General features: G+C 53.4%; 21 protein-coding genes and 1 tRNA gene. 19 read left to right on the top strand and 3 right to left on the bottom strand.

The window, feature by feature from the left end; all coding sequences use genetic code 11:
* From hpnI to gatB, 12 genes are all read left to right on the top strand, one after another.
* Window positions 1–1,173, top strand: coding sequence for a bacteriohopanetetrol glucosamine biosynthesis glycosyltransferase HpnI (hpnI, locus tag AC2VLR_RS00110; RefSeq protein WP_486880308.1), 1,173 nt, complete (start codon window positions 1–3; stop codon window positions 1,171–1,173).
* Window positions 1,173–2,603, top strand: a complete 1,431-nt coding sequence (hpnJ, locus tag AC2VLR_RS00105) for a hopanoid biosynthesis associated radical SAM protein HpnJ (protein ID WP_486880307.1) — start codon at window positions 1,173–1,175, stop codon at window positions 2,601–2,603. The genes hpnI and hpnJ overlap by 1 nt, the downstream gene beginning before the upstream one ends.
* Complete coding sequence (gene hpnK / locus AC2VLR_RS00100) at window positions 2,572–3,480, top strand: hopanoid biosynthesis-associated protein HpnK (protein WP_486880306.1); 909 nt, start codon at window positions 2,572–2,574, stop codon at window positions 3,478–3,480. The genes hpnJ and hpnK overlap by 32 nt, the downstream gene beginning before the upstream one ends.
* The gene (locus AC2VLR_RS00095) at window positions 3,461–6,166 is read left to right on the top strand and encodes an MMPL family transporter (protein ID WP_486880305.1); all 2,706 of its coding nucleotides are present in this window, start codon (window positions 3,461–3,463) and stop codon (window positions 6,164–6,166) included. Before hpnK ends, AC2VLR_RS00095 begins: the two co-directional genes overlap by 20 nt.
* Before the next feature lie 3 nt (window positions 6,167–6,169).
* Entirely contained in the window at window positions 6,170–7,183 is a 1,014-nt protein-coding gene (locus AC2VLR_RS00090; protein ID WP_486880304.1) for a lysylphosphatidylglycerol synthase domain-containing protein, read from the top strand.
* On the top strand, window positions 7,180–8,022 hold the full coding sequence (locus AC2VLR_RS00085) for a ferritin-like domain-containing protein (protein ID WP_486880303.1): 843 nt from the start codon (window positions 7,180–7,182) through the stop codon (window positions 8,020–8,022). Before AC2VLR_RS00090 ends, AC2VLR_RS00085 begins: the two co-directional genes overlap by 4 nt.
* A 107-nt stretch (window positions 8,023–8,129) precedes the next feature.
* Window positions 8,130–9,233 carry an adenosyl-hopene transferase HpnH gene (hpnH, locus tag AC2VLR_RS00080; RefSeq protein WP_486880302.1) on the top strand — a complete coding sequence of 368 codons (1,104 nt, stop codon included), beginning with the start codon at window positions 8,130–8,132 and terminating at the stop codon, window positions 9,231–9,233.
* 45 nt (window positions 9,234–9,278) lie between these two features.
* The gene (locus tag AC2VLR_RS00075; RefSeq protein WP_486880301.1) at window positions 9,279–9,935 is read left to right on the top strand and encodes an HpnM family protein; all 657 of its coding nucleotides are present in this window, start codon (window positions 9,279–9,281) and stop codon (window positions 9,933–9,935) included.
* Entirely contained in the window at window positions 9,935–10,744 is an 810-nt protein-coding gene (locus AC2VLR_RS00070) for an MlaA family lipoprotein (protein WP_486880300.1), read from the top strand. Before AC2VLR_RS00075 ends, AC2VLR_RS00070 begins: the two co-directional genes overlap by 1 nt.
* A gap of 1 nt (window position 10,745) precedes the next feature.
* Entirely contained in the window at window positions 10,746–11,033 is a 288-nt protein-coding gene (gene gatC / locus AC2VLR_RS00065) for an Asp-tRNA(Asn)/Glu-tRNA(Gln) amidotransferase subunit GatC (RefSeq protein WP_486880299.1), read from the top strand.
* Window positions 11,034–11,045: 12 nt separating this feature from the next.
* Window positions 11,046–12,518: an Asp-tRNA(Asn)/Glu-tRNA(Gln) amidotransferase subunit GatA gene (gatA, locus tag AC2VLR_RS00060; protein ID WP_486880298.1), complete on the top strand. Its 1,473-nt coding sequence runs from the start codon at window positions 11,046–11,048 to the stop codon at window positions 12,516–12,518.
* Entirely contained in the window at window positions 12,515–13,954 is a 1,440-nt protein-coding gene (gene gatB, locus AC2VLR_RS00055) for an Asp-tRNA(Asn)/Glu-tRNA(Gln) amidotransferase subunit GatB (protein ID WP_486880297.1), read from the top strand. Before gatA ends, gatB begins: the two co-directional genes overlap by 4 nt.
* A gap of 79 nt (window positions 13,955–14,033) precedes the next feature.
* Here the strand turns inward: gatB and AC2VLR_RS00050 are convergent, their stop codons facing one another.
* Window positions 14,034–14,762 (bottom strand): SCP2 sterol-binding domain-containing protein, encoded by a 729-nt coding sequence (locus tag AC2VLR_RS00050; protein WP_486880296.1) that lies wholly within the window; start codon window positions 14,760–14,762, stop codon window positions 14,034–14,036.
* A gap of 34 nt (window positions 14,763–14,796) precedes the next feature.
* Between AC2VLR_RS00050 and AC2VLR_RS00045 the strand changes: the two genes are divergently transcribed.
* The 3 genes from AC2VLR_RS00045 (at window position 14,797) to vapC (ending at window position 15,798) form a co-directional block, all read left to right on the top strand.
* Window positions 14,797–14,886, top strand: a tRNA-Ser gene (locus tag AC2VLR_RS00045).
* Window positions 14,887–15,203: 317 nt separating this feature from the next.
* Entirely contained in the window at window positions 15,204–15,419 is a 216-nt protein-coding gene (locus AC2VLR_RS00040; RefSeq protein WP_486880295.1) for a type II toxin-antitoxin system VapB family antitoxin, read from the top strand.
* On the top strand, window positions 15,406–15,798 hold the full coding sequence (gene vapC / locus AC2VLR_RS00035; protein ID WP_486880294.1) for a type II toxin-antitoxin system VapC family toxin: 393 nt from the start codon (window positions 15,406–15,408) through the stop codon (window positions 15,796–15,798). Before AC2VLR_RS00040 ends, vapC begins: the two co-directional genes overlap by 14 nt.
* A gap of 254 nt (window positions 15,799–16,052) precedes the next feature.
* On the opposite strand, the gene AC2VLR_RS00030 is transcribed toward vapC, so the two are convergent.
* Window positions 16,053–16,541, bottom strand: coding sequence for a glutathione peroxidase (locus tag AC2VLR_RS00030; RefSeq protein WP_486880293.1), 489 nt, complete (start codon window positions 16,539–16,541; stop codon window positions 16,053–16,055).
* Between the two features lie 40 nt (window positions 16,542–16,581).
* The gene (locus AC2VLR_RS00025) at window positions 16,582–17,328 is read right to left on the bottom strand and encodes a PilZ domain-containing protein (protein ID WP_486880292.1); all 747 of its coding nucleotides are present in this window, start codon (window positions 17,326–17,328) and stop codon (window positions 16,582–16,584) included.
* 326 nt (window positions 17,329–17,654) lie between these two features.
* Between AC2VLR_RS00025 and AC2VLR_RS00020 the strand changes: the two genes are divergently transcribed.
* The 4 genes from AC2VLR_RS00020 to AC2VLR_RS00005 all read left to right on the top strand — a co-directional run bounded on the left by AC2VLR_RS00020 (window position 17,655) and on the right by AC2VLR_RS00005 (window position 21,873).
* Window positions 17,655–18,623, top strand: a complete 969-nt coding sequence (locus tag AC2VLR_RS00020; RefSeq protein ID WP_215842958.1) for a ubiquinol oxidase subunit II — start codon at window positions 17,655–17,657, stop codon at window positions 18,621–18,623.
* 29 nt (window positions 18,624–18,652) lie between these two features.
* The gene (locus tag AC2VLR_RS00015) at window positions 18,653–20,803 is read left to right on the top strand and encodes a cbb3-type cytochrome c oxidase subunit I (RefSeq protein WP_486880291.1); all 2,151 of its coding nucleotides are present in this window, start codon (window positions 18,653–18,655) and stop codon (window positions 20,801–20,803) included.
* 69 nt (window positions 20,804–20,872) lie between these two features.
* Window positions 20,873–21,511: a cytochrome c oxidase subunit 3 gene (locus tag AC2VLR_RS00010; RefSeq protein ID WP_215842960.1), complete on the top strand. Its 639-nt coding sequence runs from the start codon at window positions 20,873–20,875 to the stop codon at window positions 21,509–21,511.
* The gene (locus AC2VLR_RS00005; protein ID WP_215842961.1) at window positions 21,508–21,873 is read left to right on the top strand and encodes a cytochrome o ubiquinol oxidase subunit IV; all 366 of its coding nucleotides are present in this window, start codon (window positions 21,508–21,510) and stop codon (window positions 21,871–21,873) included. The genes AC2VLR_RS00010 and AC2VLR_RS00005 overlap by 4 nt, the downstream gene beginning before the upstream one ends.
* The last annotated feature ends 168 nt before the right edge of the window (window positions 21,874–22,041 follow it).

Genomic DNA, 22,041 nt, shown 5'->3' with positions numbered 1-22,041 from the left:
ATGATGGACGAGGTTCTGCTGGGACTGTTGTTGCTGCTGGCCCTGGCGGCCCTCAGTTATCAGCTTGTGGCCATGTGGACGTTGCGGGTCTGGCAACCGGTACTGACCGGGGCAGATAGCACTTCCCTGCCTGCTGCTCATGAAAAATTGCCTGCGCTGAGTCTGCTCAAACCCCTGCATGGCGATGATGGCCATTTGTATGCCTGCCTGCGCAGCTTTTGTCTGCAGGATTATCCCCGCTACGAGATTGTTGCCGGGGTGCAGGATGCCGGCGATGCGGCTATTGCCGTCGTGCAGCGCCTGCAGAGGGAGTTTCCCGGGGTCAATCTGCGCTGGGTACTGAGCGATGAAAAATTAGGGCGCAATCCCAAGGTCAACAACCTCGCAGGGATTCTCGGCGCATCTGCGCATGACTGGCTGTTGATCAGTGATGCCGACATTGTGGTCGGACCTCATTATCTGCGCCATCTCCAGCCGCCGCTGGCGGACCCGCACACCGGGGTGTTGACCTGCTTGTATCGGGGACTGCCCGAGTCCAATGGGGCTTCCCGATTACTGGCCAGTCAGATCAACAGCTTGTTTCTGCCTTCGGTGCTGGTTTCGGCGCGGTTGGGACCGAATATTTTCTGCGGGGGAGCGACCATGGCCCTGCATCGGTCCACCCTGGAGGCTTTGGGAGGGCTGGCAAAGCTGGCCGATCAATTGGCCGATGATTACTGGCTGGGGGCCAGTGCCCGCCAGTTGGGTAAAGCCACCATCCTCGCCGATTATGTGGTGGATACCCGGGTGCAGGAAGCCAGTTTTCGGGCGTTTTATCAGCATGCCTTGCGCTGGGCGCGCACTACCCGCAGTGTGCAGCCGCTGGGCTACAGTTTGGCTTTTTTCAGTTATCCTCTGCCGCTGGTGACGCTGCTGACCCCCGGACTCTTGCTGGGGGCGGGATACGGGGGGATCATACCGCTGGGTATGGTTCTCTTGTTGCGCCTCGTGTACCATAGGCAGATTATGCACAAACTCAGTGCAACAGATACTTGGGTAACAGCCCTGCTGGCAGATTTTTGCGGGCTGTGGATTTGGTTTCATGGACTCTTTGCCCGGCAGGTCGCCTGGCGAGGATCACAATTTAAGGTCAGTGCCGACGGACGTCTGGGCGGCCACGATGGAGCAAGATAATGACGATGAAAACCCTTTTCCTGCAGGCACCTTCTTTTGAAGGTTTTGACGGTGGTGCTGGTTCCCGTTACCAGGCCAAGCGGGAAATTCGTTCTTTCTGGTTTCCCACCTGGCTGGCCCAGCCTGCGGCAATGATTCCCGGCAGTCGCCTGCTCGACGCCCCGCCTGCTGACGTGAGTGTGGAGGAAACCCTGGAAGTGGCCGCTGCCTATGAATTGTGCATCATTCATACCAGCACACCTTCTTTTCCTTCGGATGTGCGCATGGCGGAGCTGCTCAAGGAGCACTATCCGAAAATGATGATCGGGATGGTCGGTGCCAAGGTGGCGGTCGAGCCTGACGAGTCCCTGCGCGAAGCAGGACTCGCCGTGGATTTTGTGGCCCGCGAAGAATTTGACTACACCCTCAAGGAAATCGCCGAAGGCCGTCCTCTGAGCGAGGTAGATGGGATCAATTACCGTGCCGGGGACGGGCAACTGATCCATAACCCCGACCGGGCCATGATTGAAGACATGGACGCCCTGCCTTTTGTGTCGGAAGTGTACAAGCGCGATCTGCATATTGAGGATTACTTCATCGGCTACCTCAAGCACCCTTATATTTCCTTTTATACGGGTCGGGGCTGTCGTTCCCAGTGTACTTTCTGCCTCTGGCCCCAGACTGTCGGCGGGCATCGTTACCGCACCCGCAGCGCCGCCAATGTCATTGAAGAAGTGCGCTACATCCAGAAAAACTTCCCCCAGGTCAAGGAAATTTTCTTTGACGATGATACCTTTACGGATGATCGTCCGCGCGCGGAAGAAATCGCCCGGGGTCTGGGCCAACTGGGAGTGACCTGGTCCTGCAATGCCAAGGCCAATGTCCCTTATGAAACCCTCAAGGTGTTGCGGGAAAATGGTCTGCGCCTGTTACTGGTAGGCTATGAGTCCGGTGACCAGCAGATTCTCAATAACATCAAAAAGGGCATCAAGGTGGAGGCAGCGCGCAAATTTACGGCGGACTGCCACAAATTGGGTATTGTCATCCATGGCACCTTCATTCTCGGTCTGCCCGGTGAAACCAAGGAAACTATCCAGAAAACCATCGAATTTGCCAAGGAAATCAATCCTCATACCATACAGGTGTCGCTGGCAGCCCCTTATCCAGGTACCTTTTTGTACAACCAGGCCAAGGAGCAGGGTTGGCTGACTGAAGAAGATGAAGCCCATCTGGTCAATGATCGGGGGGTGCAGATCAGTCCCATGAGTTATCCGCACCTGAATCATACGGAAATATTTGATTCCGTAGAAACCATGTACAAGCGTTTCTACTTCCGTGCCGGAAAAATTGCCGAAATCACGGGTGAAATGCTGAAAAGCACACAGATGATGAAGCGGCGTTTGCGGGAAGGCGTCGAATTTGTACGCTTCCTGCGGCAGCGCCACGGCTGAGGTGGGGCAGACACCCACTCGGCGGTTGATTCTCAACGCCGACGACTTCGGTCTTGATCTGGCGGTCAATGCGGCGGTGGAATCAGCATACCAGCAGGGTGTGCTGACCACCGCCAGTCTTATGGTGGCGGCTCCGGCGGCGGCAGATGCCATTCAGCGGGCCAAAAATCTTCCCGGCCTGGGCGTGGGCTTGCATCTGACTCTGGTCGATGGTGCGCCACTGCTGCCGGCGGAGCAGGTGCCCGATCTGGTGGATAGCAGCGGGCGTTTTGCGGCTGATTTATGGCGGCGCGGGGTGCGCTATTTTTTTCTGCCCAGGGTACGCCGCCAACTGGCTGCTGAAATCCGCGCACAATTTGCGTCCTTTGCCGACTCGGGCCTGGTTCTGGATCATGCCAATGCCCACAAACACCTGCATTTGCATCCCACCGTGTTGAGCCTGATGTTGGACATTGGCAGGGATTTTGCCCTGCGAGCGGTGCGGCTGCCCTGGGAATCTCTGGCACTGGCCAGATGTGGCGGGGCTCAGGGTTTTGCCCCGGCCTTCTGGGCTTTTTTTTTGCGACCCTGGCTGGCGAGAATGCGCAGACAACTGGACAAGCGTGGGCTGCTCTACAATGATCTGCTCTGTGGCCTGGATGCCACTGGCCACATGACCGAGCAGCGTTTGTTGCAGTTGCTAAAGTGCCTGCCCCGGCAAGGGTTGATCGAGATCTATTTTCATCCGGCGACGACACAGAGCCCGCTTTTGAAAAAGTTGATGCCGGACTATGAGCCCCGGGCGGAATATGCGGCATTATTAAGCCCCAAGGTCGGGGAGTACATGCGTGAACAGCAAATGATGAGAGGTCGATTCCGTGATTTCACCAGCGGCTGAACGTTTCCTGGGGCGCATGGGCCAAGCCATTGCCCATTTTATGGTGCAGGTGGTGGACTTTTCTGTGCGCCGCGCCCTTTGGGTGATAGTAACCTTGCTGCTTTGTACCCTGCTGGCGCTGTTTTATGCCTTCACCCATTTTTCGGTAGATACCAACACCAGTAACGCCTTGTCCCGGGATTTGCCCTTTCAGAAGCGGGAGCTGGCCTATCACAAGGTATTCTCCCAGGATCAACATACCATTGTGGTGGTATTGCAGGGTAAAAATCCCCAGAGTACGGCGGACGCGGTCAGTCGTCTGGAAGCCTGGCTCCGTGCTCGCCCCAAGGAATTCCATAGCGTGTATGTACCTGGCGGTGGGAGTTTTTTTGAAAAGAATGGCTTGCTGTATTTGTCACCGGAACAGGTGCGGGCATTTGCCAATCGGATTACCAATGCCCAGCCCCTCATCGCCCGGCTGTCGGCAGATCCCAGCCTTGCTGGCTTGAGTGACTTGTTAAGTCTGGCCATCAGCCAAAGATTGAGTAACGGCGTGCAATTGCCGGGAATGACGGCTATTTTCTCGGCTCTGGATGAAGCGGTGAAAGCGCAGCTGGACGGTAAAAATTACCAGATTTCCTGGAGTGAAATGATGGGCGGAGGACTGTCCAGGCTTGGTCCTGCCCAGCGTTTTGTCATCATCCAGCCCGCCATGAATTTCCAGTCTCTGCAGCCGGCTGGCGCGGCCATCCATGCTTTGCGTGATGGCCTGCAGAGTTTGCAACTCAATTCTGCTCATGGCCTGAGTGTCGGGATCACCGGCGGAGCAGTGCTGGATGCGGAACAGCTTAAAACCGTCAGTCAGGGGGCAGGTGAGTCTCTGGCCTTGACCCTGGGGCTTGAAATTATATTGCTGAGCATCGCCCTGCGCTCGGTCAGGCTGGTGACGGGGGTGCTTATTGGTCTGATCTCCGGTATTATTTTGACCACCGCCTGGGCCTTGTTTTTTATTGGTCCTTTTAATCTTATCTCCGTGGCTTTTGCGATTTTGTTTATTGGTCTCGGGGTGGATTTTGGCATTCAGTTTTGTCTACGCTATCGCGAAGAACTGTTCAACGGTGCGGTGCACCGAATAGCCATGCACCGGGTCACCCAGGGAATGGGCACGGCTTTGGGACTGGCTGCCGTGGCGGCGGCCCTCAGCTTTTACGCCTTTGTGCCCACCAGCTATGCCGGCATTGTTGATCTGGGTTTGATTTCCGGGACCAGCATGCTCATTGCCCTCTTGCTGACCCTGACTTTCTTGCCAGCTTATCTGACCCTCTGGCCCATTGCTGTCAAGGGATCACACAATGGGGCTTATTATCCCCATTTCCGGGTGATTCCCACTCTGGTGAAGCATCCGATCCATCGTTATGCCTACTGGATTCTGGGGTTGGTCGCGGTGCTGGCCCTTGGTGCGATTCCTCTGGCTTTGCGTGCCAGTTTTGATTTCAATCCGTTACACATGATCGATCAGCATGCCGAAGGGGTGAAGGTTTTTGAGAAGCTCCTGGCCAATCCGGACACGGCTCCTTACCGGATGGAAGTTCTCGCCCCCGATCTGGCGGCTGCGCAGGCTGTGGCGCATCGCGTCGAACAATTGCCGACGGTCGCCCGGGCATTGACTCTGCAAAGTTATATTCCCGGGAAGCAAAGGGAAAAGCTGGCAATCTTACAGAATCTGCAAATTGTGGTGCCGCCTTTTTCGCTGATGATGCCGACGGCACTGACTCCACCTGCAGCTGACACTAATAAAAAACTCGACAAACTGGTCAAGGATTTGCGGGCGCTAGCCAGTAAAGATGGTCCTGGTTCTAAGGACGGCAAAGTGGCTGCGCAGTTGGCTGATCATCTGCAACAGTTTTTGCAGCGGGACGGAAATCAACCTCAAGCCATCAACACGCTGCAAAACAGGGTGATGGGCACCTTGCCCGGCGAGTTGAAAGAGCTGGGGATGGCCTTGATGGCCGGACCGGTGACGCTGAAAACTTTGCCGGCGGCACTTCGGGAGCGTTACCTGGGTCCTTCCGGGCAGGCGCGGGTAGAGATTTTTCCCAAAGCAGACCTTAGCAATAATGCGGCCATGTATGATTTTGTAAAAAGTGTCCTCAAGGTAGAACCCCGGGCGGTCGGAACTCCGGTGATGCTGGTGCAGGGTGGCGAAGCCGTACTTGATGCTTTTCAGGAGGCCACCTATATTGCCCTCGGAAGCATCAGTGTTTTGTTATTGCTGGCCTTGCGGCGCTATCGCGATGTACTGCTGATTATGATTCCCCTGTTGCTGGCGGCGCTATTTACGGTAGCGGCCATGAGTTTGCTGGGATTGAGTTTCAACCTGGGGAATATCATCGTCCTGCCCTTGCTCATTGGTCTGGGAGTGGCTTTTGCCATTTATCTCGTGGTGCGCTGGCGGAATGGGGTAGACGTAGCGCACCTGCTGGGAACGTCGACACCGCTGGCAGTGTTTTTCAGCGGGCTGACCACCCTCAGCGCTTTCGGCAGTATGGCTATTTCCCGTGATCCGGGCATGGCCAGTCTCGGAGAAGCCCTGAGTCTGGCCCTGGCTATAGTGCTCTTGTGCATTTTGATTATTTTGCCGACGCTGATGCTGCTCTTTACCCCTTCTCCCCGTGAAGAGGGGATTGAACAGGATGAAGGGAGTTAGACCGTGAAGCAGGCGGCTGTCATTTTGCTCTCCGGGTTATTGGGCCTGGGCCTCAGTGTTTACCTGGTGCTCAATGCCGGGCTTGCCGAAATCATGGCCCTGTTGGCCGTGGCTGGCTGGAGCCTCTTGTGGCTGCTGCCCTTTCATCTGCTACCGGTGGCGCTCGATACCCTGAGCTGGAAATGGTTGCTCAGGGATGAGGCTCGTGCCCGCTTTGGATTCTTGCTATGGGTAGCTTTACTGCGTGAATCAGTTAATGGCCTATTGCCGGTTGCCCGTGTCGGTGGGGAACTGCTGGGTATCCGTCTGCTTGCGCAATACGGATTATCTCCTTATGTGGCGGGAGCCAGTATCATGGTAGAACTGACTCTGACTCTGTTGAGTCAGGCTCTGTTTACCGTGCTGGGCATTGTCGTCCTGATGTTTGCGGTCAGTAATCACATCCTGGTTCTGGAAGTGCTTGGCATGTTGTTTCTGTCATTGCCGGTGTTGAGTATTTTTTACTGGTTGCAAAAGCACAAGGGATTGTTCTGCTTGTTGCAGGAGATCAGTAAAAAAATACTGGGTGGTTATGACCTTTTGGGGAGTATCGCTGACCCGGCGTTGCTGGATGCTGAAATCCGGACCTTATATGGCAGGGGGTGGTCGTTGCTGGTCGCTAATTTCTGGCAACTGGCGGGTTTTTTTGCCGGAACCGTTGAAGTGTGTCTCACTTTCTGGTTGCTGCATCATCCCATCCCTCTCTGGTCGGCCTTGCTCCTGGAGAGCCTGGGACAAGCCTTGCGCAGTGCCGCCTTTCTGGTTCCCGGTGGTGTTGGTATTCAGGAGGGAGGCATTGTGCTGTTAGGCAGTCTCATGGGCATCGGGCCGGACCTGGCCCTGGCCTATGCCTTGGCGCGGCGCTTGCGTGAACTGTTCCTGGGTATTCCGGTGCTCTTGTCATGGTCCATATCAGAGGGTCATTATATGCGCCGGCGATGGTTAAGGATTCCAAGTAGTGAAGAGGGGGTTTCATGACAGCAGTAGCCTTAGAACTGGGTTCTGAGCAGCATCGGGATTTGTTTTGCCAGTTCATGCATGACACGCATGTGCATTTTGATCCCAAAAACATGCCCTGGCCGGAGCTCGATGCGGCTGCAGAACAGCGGGTCAAGTCCCTGCCTTTCTGGGGCGAGGCGGTGGCGACGGAAAGTGTGACTGCACGCATGGTCCAGAGTATGGCCGAGCGGGAAACAGATCCGGTGGTGCGGGCTGCGGTGGCCCTGGATGGTCGTGAGGAACAGCGTCATTCGGAACTGCTTCAGGCGTTGGTCAAGCATTACCATATCCAGATTCCGCCAGCTCCACCGCCACCGCCCCTGCGTGATCCTTACTGGGAGTTTCTATACACAGGCTATGGAGAATGCCTGGATTCCTATTTTGCCTTTGGATTGTTTGCTGCCGCCAAAAAATCCGGGTTTTTCCCTCCAGATCTAGTGGATATATTTGAACCGGTGATGCAGGAAGAAGCCCGGCACATTATTTTTTTCATCAACTGGTTGAAATGGCACCGTCGCCGCCTCCCTTTCTGGAAAAAAATCGTGCTTGAATATCAGCGTATTCAGGTGATTGCCATGCAGGCCTGGGCGCGTATTCAGACGGCGCGAGGCATGAATGATCATCAGGAAGAAAACTTCACCATGACCGGTCATGAGCAGGTCAGTAGCGATATCAACCTGACCCAGTTGTTGGCATTATGCCGGGCTGAAAACGAGCGACGTTTTGCCGCTTATGATGCCCGTCTGCTCCGCCCGAAACTGGCGCCGCGAATCGCCAACATCCTGTTTTTCTTTCTTTCGCGCGGGAAAACGGCCTAGTTTCTGTTGCGCTTGTCCCACATACGCTTTGGTATGTTATACTTGTTGTAATTGTGCGGTTTATTGTTCACCGGCTTCTAGGGCCGTCAGGCGGGGGTGTTAATATTATGGGTGTTCCTTTGATTCAGAGCTATAAGGTTGGCCGCTACATCATTTCGCAAAAATTGCGGGGGCGTAAGCGTTATCCTTTGGTGCTGATGCTGGAGCCGCTGTTTCGCTGCAATCTGGCTTGTGCCGGTTGTGGAAAAATTGATTATCCCGACGATGTGCTCGATAAACGCCTGTCTGTGGAAGAATGCATTGGTGCTGCCGAAGAGTGTGGTGCTCCCATTATTTCCATTGCCGGTGGTGAGCCCCTGATTCACAAGGATATGCCGGAAGTCGTCAAAGGCCTGGTCGAACGCAAACGCTTCGTTTACCTGTGCACCAACGCGCTGCTCCTGAAAAAGCGGATGAATGATTATGTACCTTCTCCTTATCTGACTTTTTCGGTGCATCTGGATGGGAACGAACATCGCCATGATGATTCTGTTTGTCAGCCGGGTACCTACCAGCGTGCGGCAGCAGCCATCCGTGAAGCGGTCGAAAAAGGCTTTCGGGTGACGGTGAACTGCACGCTGTTCCAGGGCGAAGGCGCCGAAGAAGTGGCCAACTTTCTCGATGATTGTAAAGCCCTGGGCGTTGAAGGCGTGACTATTTCTCCCGGATTCAACTATGAGCGTGCTCCCCAGCAGGAAGTGTTCATTCAACGCCGGGCCTCCCGGCAATTGTTCCGGGATATTTTCCGGATCGGTAAAGAACGCAAAGCCAAATGGACCTTCAATCAGTCCAGTTTGTTCCTGGATTTTCTGGCTGGTAACCAGAACTACCAATGTACACCCTGGGGCAATCCTACCCGCAATATTTTTGGCTGGCAGAAACCCTGCTATCTGCTGGTCAGTGAAGGCTATGCCCAAACCTACAAGGAAATGATGGATACAACGCCCTGGGATCAGTACGGCGTAGGGGTGAACCGTAAGTGCGATCAGTGTCAGGTGCATTCGGGTTTTGAGCCGACGGCGGTCAATGATACCTTTGCCCACCCTTTGCGCGCCCTGAAAGTGGCCTTGCGTGGGCCGCGCACGGAAGGCCCGATGGCACCGGATATGCCGACCATGCCACCCTCACAGGGACCCAATCATCCCGTATTTCCGCTGCGGGTGGAACGATAAGTAAAGACTGTTGGTCTTATGCTTAGGCTCTAAAAGGGGATTTTTATGCGATTAAAAAAAGCAGTGCTGCTTTCGACCGTTTTGGCTTTGTCCATGGTTCCAGTATTGCCCGCCTGGGCGGGTACAGCGGCTGCGGCTTCCGCCAGTGCCGCCGCCACCAAGGCGATGACCCCACAAGCTACCATAGATTCGCTGGATGCTGCCTTGCTGAAGGCCATGCAGGGGGGCAGTAAAATCGGCTATCATGGCCGCTATGCCATTGTTTCTCCGGTTGTGCGTCAGGTCTATGATTTTCCCCGAATAGCCAGCCTGACCTTGGGTGATTACTGGACCAAGCTGAGTCCAGCGCAACAGAAAACCTTTGTGGATTTATTGGCGGAATATACGGCAGCTACTTATGCCGCCCGCTTCGATAGTTATGCAGGGGAGCATTTTGCGGTGGTGAGCAGTCAAGCCATGCAACCGGGTACGGAAGGCGTATTCAGTACCTTGACCATGCACAATGGTAAGGTGCATCGCTTTGACTATTTGCTGCAGCAGCACGATGGACAATGGCGTATCGTCAATGTCGTGGCAGATGGAGTGAGTGACTTGTCCCTGAAGCGTGCGGAATATATGGAGGCTATCAAAAGCAAAGGGTTCCCTGTGTTGGTAGCCCATTTGAAAGCACAAATTGCCAGCTACGCCAACGGTAAGTCCTGATGACGCAGTGGCGTTTTCTGTGGAGCGCTGCTTTTGCCGGTTCGGTGTTGGCATTGTCGGGCTGTGCCACAGTGCATGGTCCGGGACAGGAAGCAGCGACGCCGAGCCGGCCCCCGCTACAGACCTTCAATCATACCATGTTCCACTTGAACATGGGGCTTTATGATTATGTGCTGGAGCCTGTTTCTACAGGATACAAGGCGGTCACCCCGGGCTTTGTGCGGACCGGAGTCAGTAACGTTTTTTCCAATGTCGGCATGCCCTATATTTTTATCAATGACTTTTTGCAGGGGCGGGTGCAGCAGGGCATGGAGGATATGAGCCGTTTTCTGGTGAATTCCGTGTTTGGTCTGGGTGGTTTATTTGATGTGGCCGACCGGCTGGATCTCCCCATGCACGATAACAGCCTCGGCGTGACTCTGGGCGTATGGGGCGTGCCCCAGGGCCCCTATCTGGTTTTGCCCTTTTATGGCCCCAGCTCCCTGCGTAGTCTGCCCGGCCTCGCCATGGTCATGTTTACGGGTCCGGCGTATTATGTCACTAGTACACCTGCCCAATATGCCCTGACCGGGATGGGAATCATCAATACCGGTTATGTGGATGGGCCAAAAATCCGTATGGTTCAGGAAGCGGTGGATCCCTACCAGTTCATGCGCAATGCCTGGGAGCAGCATGAACAATATTTGATCAGTGGCGGGGTGGTCAGTAAAAGCCAGTTGCTGGAGGGCTTGTCCTTGCCTCCGGCGGCTGCGTCAGCAGGGTCGCCCGCCGCCAGCGAATCTTCTCCTCAGAAAAAAGGAAAGCGTTAATATGGCTTTTGATCAGGATGCGGTGCGTCGGACCGCGCATCTGGCACGCATCGCCTTACCTCAGGAGGAGGTGCCTGCGGTGGCCGGACAGCTGGAAAAAATCATGGCACTGGTGGAAGAATTGCGGGCCATTCCTACGGAGGGTGTCATCCCCATGGCCCATCCCCTGGATCTGGAGCAAGCACTGCGGCCAGATCAGGTAGCCAACCAGGATGCCCGTCAACGCCTGATGGCCAACGCCCCCGCCGCCGAGCATGGGCTATTTCTCGTCCCTAAAGTCATCGAATAAGAGGAGTCGGACTTGGACCTCCACCATTTTTCCCTACGCCAACTCCGCGAGGGCCTGCACAAAAAAGACTTCTCCGCCCGTGAGTTGGCCGAAACGCTCCTGCAGCGTATTCATACCCTGAATCCGCAGCTCAATGCGTTTATTACGGTAGCGGAAGCCACCGCATTGGCATCTGCCACCGAGGCCGATGCCCGTCTGGCCAAAGGCGAAAGTGGTCCTTTACTGGGCCTGCCCATGGCCCACAAGGATATTTTTTGCACGGCCGATTTACCCACCACCTGCGGTTCCAAAATGCTGGAAAACTTTGTCGCCCCCTATAGTGCGACGGTTGTCGAGCGCTTGGCTGCGGCAGGGATGGTGATGCTGGGCAAGCTGAACATGGATGAATTTGCCATGGGCTCTTCCAATGAAACCAGTTATTTCGGCCCGGTGCATAATCCCTGGAATGTGGATATGGTGCCCGGTGGTTCTTCCGGTGGATCAGCGGCGGCGGTGGCGGCGGGATTAGTGCCGGTGGCGACGGGTACGGACACGGGTGGATCCATTCGTCAACCTGCCGCCTTGTGTGGCATTACCGGAATCAAGCCGACTTACGGCCGGGTTTCCCGTTTTGGCATGATCGCCTTTGCCTCCAGTCTTGATCAGGGCGGACCGATGGCCCGTTCTGCGGAAGATTGTGCCTTGCTGCTGGATGCCATGGCCGCCCATGATCCTCGGGATTCCACCAGTCATCCGGCGGCTGCCAGTGACTTCTTGCGTGGTCTGGATCGTCCTCTGCAGGGTTTGCGGGTGGGTGTTCCCGAAGAGTTTTTTGGTGAGGGGCTGGATCCGGAGGTGGCTGCCGCCGTGCAGGCCGGGATTGATCAGTTGGCCAAACTGGGGGCAAGCATTCAGTCCATTCGTCTCCCCAATAACCCTCATGCCGTCAGCACCTATTACGTGTTGGCGCCGGCGGAAGCCTCCAGCAACCTGTCGCGTTTTGACGGGGTACGCTATACCCATCGCAGTCATGCAGTGGAAAATCTGGATGACCTCTACCGCAAAAGTCGCTACGAAGGGTTTGGCGCAGAAGTCCGGCGCCGTATTCTGGTGGGAGCCTATGTGCTTTCCGCCGGCTATTACGACGCCTATTATCTCAAAGCTCAGCAGGTGCGCAGCCTGATTCGTGAGGATTTTCGCCGGGCTTTTGCCGAAGTGGATGTGATTGTCGGACCGACCACTCCGGGCCCCGCTTTTGGTCTGGGGGCCAAAAATGCCGATCCAGTATCCATGTATCTCGCCGATATTTATACCATTGCCGTGAATCTGGCGGGGATCCCGGCGTTGAGCATGCCGTGTGGATTTACCCGCTCCGGACTGCCCATCGGCATGCAGTTGATGGGGGATTATTTTGCGGACGATCTCCTGCTCAATGTGGCACATCGCTATCAACAAGAAACCGACTGGCATCTTGCGCGACCGAACTTGCAGACGGGGGAGGCATGAATATGGATTGGGAAGTGGTGATAGGCCTCGAAGTCCATGCCCAACTGAATACAGCCACCAAAATCTTTTGTGGATGTTCTACGGCTTTTGGCGCAGAGCCTAACAGTCATACCTGTCCGGTTTGTCTGGCCATGCCCGGCGCCTTGCCGGTGTTGAATGCTGCTGCGGTGGACAAGGCGATTGCCCTGGGACTGGCTATTGGTGCACAGCTCAACCGGAAGAGTATATTTGCCCGCAAAAATTATTTTTATCCGGATTTGCCCAAGGGCTATCAGATCAGTCAGTACGAGCTACCCGTGGTCGGACGGGGGCAGTTGACGGTACAGATGGGCGATGGCATCGAAAAAGTCATCGGGGTTACCCGAGCCCATCTGGAAGAAGATGCCGGCAAGTCCTTGCATGAGGCTTTTGTGGGGCAATCGGGCATTGATCTGAATCGTGCCGGGACGCCCTTGCTGGAAATTGTCTCCGAGCCAGATATGCGGTCGTCGGCGGAAGCTGTGGCCTACCTGAAAAAACTGCATGCTTTGGTGCGTTACCTGGAGATTTGTGACGGGAACATGCAGGAAGGCTCCTTCCGCTGTGATGCCAATGTTTCCTTGCGCCGTCCCGGTGCGCCTTTCGGGACCCGGGCGGAAATCAAAAATCTCAACTCGTTCCGCTTTCTGGAAAAAGCCATTGAGTACGAAATCCTGCGGCAGAAGGATATTCTTGAAAGTGGTGGCAGCATAGTTCAGGAAACCCGCCTTTATGATGCCAATCGCGATGAAACCCGCTCCATGCGTAGTAAGGAGGAAGCCAACGATTATCGCTACTTCCCCGATCCGGATTTGTTGCCGCTGGTGCTGGATGAAGCCCGCATTGAAAAAGTGCGGCAGGGTTTGCCGGAATTACCCGATGCCAAACGCGAGCGTTTCATGCAGCAGTATCAATTATCCGCCTATGACGCCGGCGTGTTGACGGCGGGGCGGGATCTGGCGGATTACTACGAAGTGGTGGCGGATGGTGTGGAAGGTAAGCTCGCCGCTAACTGGGTCATGGGTGATTTGTTGGGCGCTCTGAACAAGGCGGGTGTCGAGATTCAGGACTGTCCTGTGCCTGCGGAGAAACTGCGTTTGCTGGTGCAGCGTATTGAAGATAAAACCATTTCCGGGAAAATTGCCAAGGATATTTTCGAGGAAATTTTCCATCAGGGTGGTGAAGTGGATGCCATCATTGATAGTCGTGGCTTACGGCAGATTACGGACGTGACCGCTATTGCCGCGATGGTGGATGCGATTATCGCGGCCAATCCCCAACAGGTGGCGGGTTTCCGGGCAGGAAAAGATAAATTGCTGGGCTTTTTTGTGGGGCAGGTGATGAAAGCCAGCCAAGGCAAGGCCAATCCGGATCAGGTCAATGCCTTGTTGCTGGAGCGCCTTCAGAAAGCAGATTGAGGTGTGGCCGGGAGATCCTCCGTTCAACCAAAAGGGCGCCTGTTGCAGGCGCCCTTTTCAGTATCGTGAATCAGTATGTTCAGGAAGCCGGAACGGTAGCAGGCACTTCCTTGACCAGCTTCAGGAATTCAGAAAAAGGTCCCATGTTTTCCATGGCTTCCATTTTTGGACCCTTGAAGTTCAGACGACCAAACATCATGGCCATCATGGGTGAACCCATGTGATGCCAGTCGTGGGTGGTTGCCCACATTTTGTAGTCGTAGTTGTAGTTGAGGTCGGAAACCTTGATCGCGCCGCCATAGGTACATTCGGCCTTGCCATCCTTGGCGGCAATTTCAAGCTGAATGGGAGGGATGCTTTTCATGCTGGAGTCAGAAACTTCCATGACTTTATAACCCTTGCCACCGTTGTTTTTGATCCAGGCGCCGGCGAGTTTTTCGGTCAAGGTCGGGTTGTTATTCCAGGCGGTGCAAAGCTCCTTGGCCCAGGCCGGGGACATGAAAGCGGGTGTTGTAGCGGCGCTTGCGGCGCTGCTATCTGTCGCAGCGGCGCTGGAATCTGCAGCCATTGCCATTGTTGAACCTGCGAGACCCAGTCCCAGAATAGCCATCATCGTCATTTTTTTAAACATCGACCTCTCCTCCGCCATATGATTGCAGCGCTCCCAGTGAGCGTTACTGGAGTATAGACCGATTTCTGTCAGCAGGAACCAAGGTATTTTTAATTTGGTGATAAACAAGTAGAAATTCAGTATATAAGGATATTTTGGATTTTTAGCCTTTTCTGCAATGGCATTTCTGCCATTCACATTTTTATGGGCTTTGGGTACACTCCTCCAGCACGGAGGTGTGGCAGAGCGGTTGAATGCACCGGTCTTGAAAACCGGCAGGGGTTTACGCCCCTCGTGAGTTCGAATCTCACCGCCTCCGCCAAAAAATATAATTAGTTAAATGATATATAACGTATTTATTTTCTGCATTTTTCTCTGGTCTGACATTTGGTCTTACCCGCCCACTTCAGAATACTGAAGCGCCCTGGTGGGTTGATCCACACGTGGCGCATGATAAGGTTCCTCATCGTACAAGTGGGTAGCCTGAGATCCAATTTACCCAGGATCAGGTAGGCTGCGGGCTATCCTGGCGCGCATCTGCTGTATTTTCCCATCATGACGGTACCTGAACGAGTACTTTCACCAGTCCTTGCCTGACCTTAGTGTCCGGGATACGATACACACAAGGAGGTGTATGTCATGCGAACCAACATTGTCCTGAACGATCAGCTGGTGGCAGAGGCCATGCGTCTGGGCCGGGTAGCAACCAAAAAGGAGATTGTCGACCAGGCCTTGCGCGAGTTTGTAGCCAGGCGGCGGCAGCGTGAGATTCTGGATCTGGTGGGCGAGCCGTTGTTTGCCCCGGACTATGATGTTTTGGCCGTGCGGGCCGGGATGCATCGTGACCCTGGTTGACACCTCGGTCTGGATCGCCCTGCTGCGCGGACGCTCAGGGGAAACGGTGGCGCACTTGCGCCAACTCTTGCTGGATGGAGATGCGACGCTGGCTCCAGTCATCGTCCAGGAGCTGTTGCAAGGCGCCGCTTCGCCGGAGCAGTTGGAGAAACTGCGCGCCCACTTTCTGGCACTGCCCTTGCTGATGCCCCGCGATTTGGCGGGTTTTCATGCCGCCGCAGGCGAATTATATGCCCGTTGCCGTTGGGCGGGCATTACCCCGCGTAGTCCCCACGATTGCCTGATTGCCCAGACCGCCATCGAGCACGCCGTACCTTTACTGCAAGATGACCAGGATTTTGTGCGCATTGCGAGCATCGAACCCCGACTGATGCTGTAATGCGCTGCACGCTCAGGCTGCGCTCTCAGAGGTAGCAGACACAACATGAGACGAATCACCATCCGGAAAATGGCCTGAATATATGTTGGCGCCTGATTTTGCCTATGAAGTCACAGTAATGTTTCAAATTTTCAGGAATAATTAGCCGTAGGCTGCCAAAACGCAAGGGCCGATTGTGGGCGCCTTGCTGCTAACGGGTTATGGGGCTGGCGACGGGTATGCTGGTACTTTGTGGAGGAATGCTGGGCGGACTTTCAGTGACTGTCACGCAAGGCTTTTTCTATGACCTGGCGCAATTTATCGGGTTTTTTAGACGAAGCATAGCGGCCGATGATCTTGCCCTTGCGGTCCAGCAAAAATTTGCTGAAATTCCAGCGAATCTTAGGGCCTAGGAGTCCCGGGCGGGATTTGCTCAGCCATTGATAAAGCGGATGAGCGAATGGTCCGTTGACGTCAATTTTTTCAAACAGTGGGAATTGCACATCAAAACGCTGGGTGCAAAATTGCAGAATGCTGGAGTTATCCCCTGGCTCCTGATGTCCGAATTGGTCGCAGGGAAAGGCCAGTATCGTAAATCCCCGGGGTGCGTAATCATGGTACAAGGCATTCAAACCCGCATACTGTGGCGTAAAACCGCAGGCACTGGCAGTGTTGACAATTAAAACCACTTTTTCCTGAAATTGAGAAAAGGGGATTATCTCGCCACTGATGCTCCTTCCTTGCATGACATAAAATTCGCTCATTGTGGTGCTCTGCTCCAGATCGAAACTCCTGAATTTCTGCTTATTGAATGGCTTCTATACTGCCTTCCAAAAAACGCGCCAGGCTCTGCGCATGTTCGGCGTCAGTGAAAATGAACGCAAAGCCCAGCAGGGCAAATCCTTTGCCGGGCACGCTGACACTGTCGGAATTTTCAGGATCCTGGGTGATGAGTGCCGAGCGCCGCAATTCTGCCTGACCTCTCCACCGCTCATGGTCAGATTTGAGCAGAATGATATCTCCCTGTTCGTGCAGGCGCAGATCCAGGCTGCCGTCATCATAGGCGGCCATATGCATTCCCCCCAGAAATCCTCCATAACTGATGTCCATGACCTGTCCGTAAATGGGTTCATTGCTTTGTGGATTACTCCAGAAAGCGGTGATATTGACCTTGAGGCCAAAGCGTTCATTTTTTCTGGTATTACGCATCCATAATTGTTTGGGGTAATCAATATGCATACCAGAAGCATCCATCAAGCGGATGGTGGAGAGAAAACCCAGAGACTGGTCTTGGCCGTAGTACACGCAAAGGGCTTTCTCCCCGATTTGACCGGTCAGCATACGGGGTTCATCCGCTGTGATCAGTATGGAGTTGGCCGTCATTTTGCTCAGCAGGATCTGATGGGTAAGGGCGCTCTGTTCGCGAAAGAGGGTCAGACGCTTTTTCTGCAGACGTAAATCTATCAGCAATTCCGGGATGTCTTCGGCATCTACCTGGGTCCAGGAAAGAAACAGTTCCTGCGCATGCTCGTAAAGTGGTTTTTTGATCATGATAGACCCTTTTCTCGGGGCTTTCAGCATATCATGATTTGCAGATTTGGCTACTTAATGAATATGAATTCAGTAATATAAATACTAAATAATATTCTATTTATCCACTTTTAATGAATACGGATGTTCCATAGATTTTTTATTGTTGTTCTACAGTAGATAGTAATGTATATATCGCATAACACTATCCAATAACAATGAGATCAGAAGGTTATTGTCGACCCAATGGATTTTTAACCGTCTGATAACTTGGATGAATGCCGTATTTTAGCTGTAAAAGTTCAGTACCATTTTCTAATAAATAGCGCATTAAAGGAGAGGTACATATGTTGAAGAAAGCCAAGCCAGGTCATTGGCGTTATTTAGCGCTCGCGCCACTGCTACTGTTGTTGAATGGCTGCGCAAAACATTCTGCCTGGTGGATATTCAATCCCCAGGGGGTTGGAGCCAAAGCCAGTTATGATTACATGATGATTGATGTAGTGGTGATGCTGAGTATTGTTGGCATCACGGCGCTACTGATTGTCTGGTTCATGTGGAAGTATCACAAAGGCAAAAATCGCGGGAGTTATGACGGTAAGTGGGAGCATTCCAACAAGCTGGAAGTGGCTTTTTGGGGTATTCCTATAGCGGCCGTAGCGTTTCTGTCCTGGGCGGTAGCCGTACATGGCAGTTTTGCCGTTAATCCTTACAATCCTACGGTCATTACCCAGCATATGAAACCCAAAGGTGATCCTATCGATATTGATGTCATCGCTACGGATTGGCAGTGGTTATTCATTTACCCCCAGTTTCATAACATGGCTGTCGCCAATGAACTGGTGGTGCCTGCGCATACGCCGGTATTTTTTAAGCTGACTTCTACGGCAGTGACGACTGATTTTTTTGTACCGCAACTGGTGGGCATGATTGATGTCATGCCGGGTATGCGCACCAAGGATGCGCTGGAAAGTAGTCATCTTGGTACCTATCAGGGAATCGCTGCCGATTATTGCGGGGCCGGAATGTCCTGGATGCTCTTCAAAACCCACGTAGTCAGCATGGCTGATTTCCAGCATTGGGCCAAAGGGGTCGAAAGCAGCCCCAATACCATGGACTATGCACAATTCAATCGTTTCGCCGAACCCTACATTAATGTTCACAATAAAACCCCTGTTTACGGGCATGTGGAAAAAGGCCTTTTTAACCATCTGTTACTCGAAGTCATGAATGGAAAGAAGTGGCCATTGCCCATGTTTATGACAGAAAACATGTTCCACTACTTAAAGTTACAGGCGGCTGAACATCGTGCCTGAGATAAACTGAGCTGCATTGGAGAACTGCTATGCTGGTTAATTTACCTGGACCATGGAGTCCACTTCTGGGACGTCTCGCGCTGTCTGAGATTCCTTATACCAATCCCATACTGGCGCCCTTGTTTGTGATTATTGTACTCGCGGGTATTGCTCTGGTGGTAGGTATTACCTATTACGGTAAATGGGGATATCTCTGGAAAGAATGGTTTACCACTGTAGATCACAAGAAGTTGGGCATCATGTATATCATTCTCGGTTTAATCATGTTGTTCCGGGGATTTATTGACGGCTTGATGATGCGCACCCAGCAAATGCTGGCCGTGGGTTCCGGACATAATGGTATGCCGCTGATGGGGGCTATTCATGGTTATCTGGCGCCCTTTCACTTTGGGCAGATTTACAGTGCCCATGGATTGATCATGATTTTGCTGGCCGCGACCCCGTTGCTGGTCGGAATCATGAATATCATTGTGCCCTTGCAAATCGGGGCTCGGGATATGGCCTATCCCTACCTTAATGCCCTGGGTTTGTGGATTACCGCAGCTGCTGTATTTCTGATCATGATCTCCCTGTTTGTAGGGGATTTTTCCCATAATGGCTGGTTTGGCTATGCGCCGATTTTCGAGTTGGCCTATAGCCCGGGTGTGGGTGTGGACTACTGGATATGGACCCTGGAACTGGTGGCACTGGGCACGACCTTGGGAAGTATCAATTTTCTGGCAACGGTAGTGAAAATGCGGGCACCCGGAGTGACCTGGACGCGCCTGCCGGTTTTTACCTGGACAGCGGTTTCCGCCAATATTATTGCCTTGACCTCTTTCCCCTGTCTGCAGGTGGCCCTGGCTTTGGTCGGCGCTGATCGGTATCTGGGAACCCATTTTTTCACGGCCGGGTTTGGTGGTAATTTGATGCTCTATACCAACCTGTTCTGGCTGTGGGGTCATCCCGAAGTGTATTTCGTGATCTTGCCGGCTTTCGGCATGATTTCAGAAGTGATCCCCACTTTTTCCGAAAAACCCATTTTTGGTTATATCACCATGGTACTGGCTTCTTTTGCCATTGCCGGGGTGTCCTGGATTGTCTGGTTACATCACTTTTTTACCATGGGTATGGGGCCTTATGTCAGTACCGAGTTCAGTGTGGCGACCATGCTGGTAGGTATCCCGACGGGAGTGAAAGTGTTTAACTGGACTTTCACTATGTATCGTGGACGACTGACGTTTTCCTCAGCCATGATCTGGTCCATTGGCGCGCTTTTTCTGCTCTTGATTGGTGGTTTGACCGGCATGATGTTATCCATTCCGGCCATCAATTATATGGTTCATAACAGTGTATTTGTGGTGGCCCATTTCCATATGATGCTGCTGTGTATTGTGTATGCCGTGTTCAGTGCCATTATTTTCTGGTTTCCCAAAGTGTTTGGTTTCAAACTCAATGAAGCCTGGGGAAAAATCATGTTCTGGTTGTTTAGCGCGGGAACATTTCTGGTGTTTTTCCCCATGTTCATGCTCGGTTTCATGGGTGAAACCCGGCGTCTGGATTGGCCGTTCAATCTGCAGTGGGCCCCCTGGTTCGATATTCAGGAGGTGGGCATTGCGGTGTATGTGCTTTCAGTACTGGCATTTCTCTGGTTGATTTATGTCAGTATTCGGGATCGCGCGGAAAATCGCGTGGGTGCAGATGCCTGGGGTACTTCCCGCAGTCTGGAATGGATTACCGACTCTCCGGTGCCTTTCTACAACTTCGCTATGGTTCCGCATGTGAATCATCGCGACGAAGCAGCCTGGCGGCGTGAACATGGATTTTCCGATAAACGTCCGGAGAAATTTGCGGCTATTCATATGCCCAACAACACCCCGGTGGCGATTGTGATCGGCGCGCTGACTTTTGTGATCGGTTTTGGCCTGACCTGGCGGATATGGTGGCTGACCGTGTTGGCTTTGGTGGTGACGGTGCTGGTCATGATTTATCGCTCGGGTAAGGGCGATCCCGGTTACATCATTACAGCGGAAGAAATGGAGAAAATGGATCGTGAATCCCGGCAGAAAATGGATGACGGTCATGCACCTCTTCCCAAGGGCGGTGGTTATACCGGTGGTACGGTAACGGCCTATTCTGCTGAAGTGGGTGATACAGGAACACAGCGTACTCCACCGGGAAATTCACAGCCCTGGTCTTGAGTAGACGCCATAGCGTGACGGTATCTTTGCTGTCACGCATTTCCACCGGATTAAATAAAGGAGTTGTTTATGAGCTCTGCGCATGAGAAGCCCGTCGATCCAGACCAAGTGGTCCTGTGGTCGGATGATTATGAGGGGCATGATGTCATTTCTACGCGAACCTTCGGGTTCTGGATGTATATTCTCAGTGATGGGATGTTGTTTGCGACGTTGTTTGCCGCTTACGGCGTCCTGAGCTATTCCCATAGTTATTATACCGGACCAACGCCCGCCCAGTTTGTAGCGCCCTGGTATACCTTTATTCAAACCATGGCTTTGTTTTTAAGTGTGCTGGCCTACGGGTTTTCCATGGCTGCCATGAAAACCGGGAGTAAAGCCGGTGTGATCAACGGCATAGTTGCGTCCATGGTTTTGGGGGCAGTGTTTATCGGTCTGGATATTCATGATGTGTTACGCATGATCAGCATGGGGGTGACGCCGGAAGTCAGTGGCGGTTTGTCGGCCTTTTATGCGCTGACCCAGGTCCATGCCGCCCATATATTTGTCGGGCTCATCTGGATGCTGGTGATGTTGTATCAAATCCTGAAAAAAGGCTTCACCGAAGATGTGGTGGGCAGACTCATCAGCCTGCGTATGTTCTGGCAATTTCAGGCGGTGATGTGGGTATTCATTTATGTGTTTGTTTATTTGTGGGGGTATATGTCATGAGTCATGGTCACAGCAATCCACTGCAACATCCGGAAGTACAGATGGCCAGTCGCAGCAGTTATCTGGCGGGTTTTGTCATTGCCTCCCTGTTGATGCTGGCTGCCACCATTCTGGTGAGTGGTCAGGTACTTCCGCCCTTTGCGCTGTTACTCACCATCATGGGTTGTGCCGGTCTGGCGGCCATCGCCCAGATTTATTTCCTGCTCCACATCGATATTTCTGAACACAATATCTGGAACACAGTGGCCCTGGTCATGTTCATCCCGCTGTTTGTCATTACCATCGGCTTGACCTGGTGGATGTTCTCCCAGTTGTACCTGCGGACCATGCCCATGATTCCGGGTATGCCCGGCATGCATTGAGGGCAATCCTATGGGCGAGCGTATGGTCAGGCAGACTGCCGAACTGGGCGGGGCAGGGGGAGGAGAGCACATTCCCCACGCTATCGAAGGAGAGCTGACCCCGGCGGTGCGGTTGATAGGCCGGGTGATCACGTTGCTGCTGCTGTTGTCGGTAGCGGCGGGGCTGTG

The organism is Acidithiobacillus sp. TH-A117, from assembly GCF_057473465.1.
This window is presented reverse-complemented; position numbering and strand designations above follow the sequence as displayed.

Coding starts and splice junctions, on each gene's coding strand:
- hpnI (WP_486880308.1), top strand. CDS start 1: ATGATGGACGAGGTTCTGCTGGGACTGTTGTTGCTGCTGGCCCTGGCG.
- hpnJ (WP_486880307.1), top strand. CDS start 1,173: ATGACGATGAAAACCCTTTTCCTGCAGGCACCTTCTTTTGAAGGTTTT.
- AC2VLR_RS00085 (WP_486880303.1), top strand. CDS start 7,180: ATGACAGCAGTAGCCTTAGAACTGGGTTCTGAGCAGCATCGGGATTTG.
- hpnH (WP_486880302.1), top strand. CDS start 8,130: ATGGGTGTTCCTTTGATTCAGAGCTATAAGGTTGGCCGCTACATCATT.
- AC2VLR_RS00075 (WP_486880301.1), top strand. CDS start 9,279: ATGCGATTAAAAAAAGCAGTGCTGCTTTCGACCGTTTTGGCTTTGTCC.
- AC2VLR_RS00070 (WP_486880300.1), top strand. CDS start 9,935: ATGACGCAGTGGCGTTTTCTGTGGAGCGCTGCTTTTGCCGGTTCGGTG.
- gatC (WP_486880299.1), top strand. CDS start 10,746: ATGGCTTTTGATCAGGATGCGGTGCGTCGGACCGCGCATCTGGCACGC.
- gatB (WP_486880297.1), top strand. CDS start 12,515: ATGAATATGGATTGGGAAGTGGTGATAGGCCTCGAAGTCCATGCCCAA.
- AC2VLR_RS00040 (WP_486880295.1), top strand. CDS start 15,204: ATGCGAACCAACATTGTCCTGAACGATCAGCTGGTGGCAGAGGCCATG.
- AC2VLR_RS00030 (WP_486880293.1), bottom strand. CDS start 16,541: ATGAGCGAATTTTATGTCATGCAAGGAAGGAGCATCAGTGGCGAGATA.
- AC2VLR_RS00025 (WP_486880292.1), bottom strand. CDS start 17,328: ATGATCAAAAAACCACTTTACGAGCATGCGCAGGAACTGTTTCTTTCC.
- AC2VLR_RS00020 (WP_215842958.1), top strand. CDS start 17,655: ATGTTGAAGAAAGCCAAGCCAGGTCATTGGCGTTATTTAGCGCTCGCG.
- AC2VLR_RS00015 (WP_486880291.1), top strand. CDS start 18,653: ATGCTGGTTAATTTACCTGGACCATGGAGTCCACTTCTGGGACGTCTC.
- AC2VLR_RS00010 (WP_215842960.1), top strand. CDS start 20,873: ATGAGCTCTGCGCATGAGAAGCCCGTCGATCCAGACCAAGTGGTCCTG.
- AC2VLR_RS00005 (WP_215842961.1), top strand. CDS start 21,508: ATGAGTCATGGTCACAGCAATCCACTGCAACATCCGGAAGTACAGATG.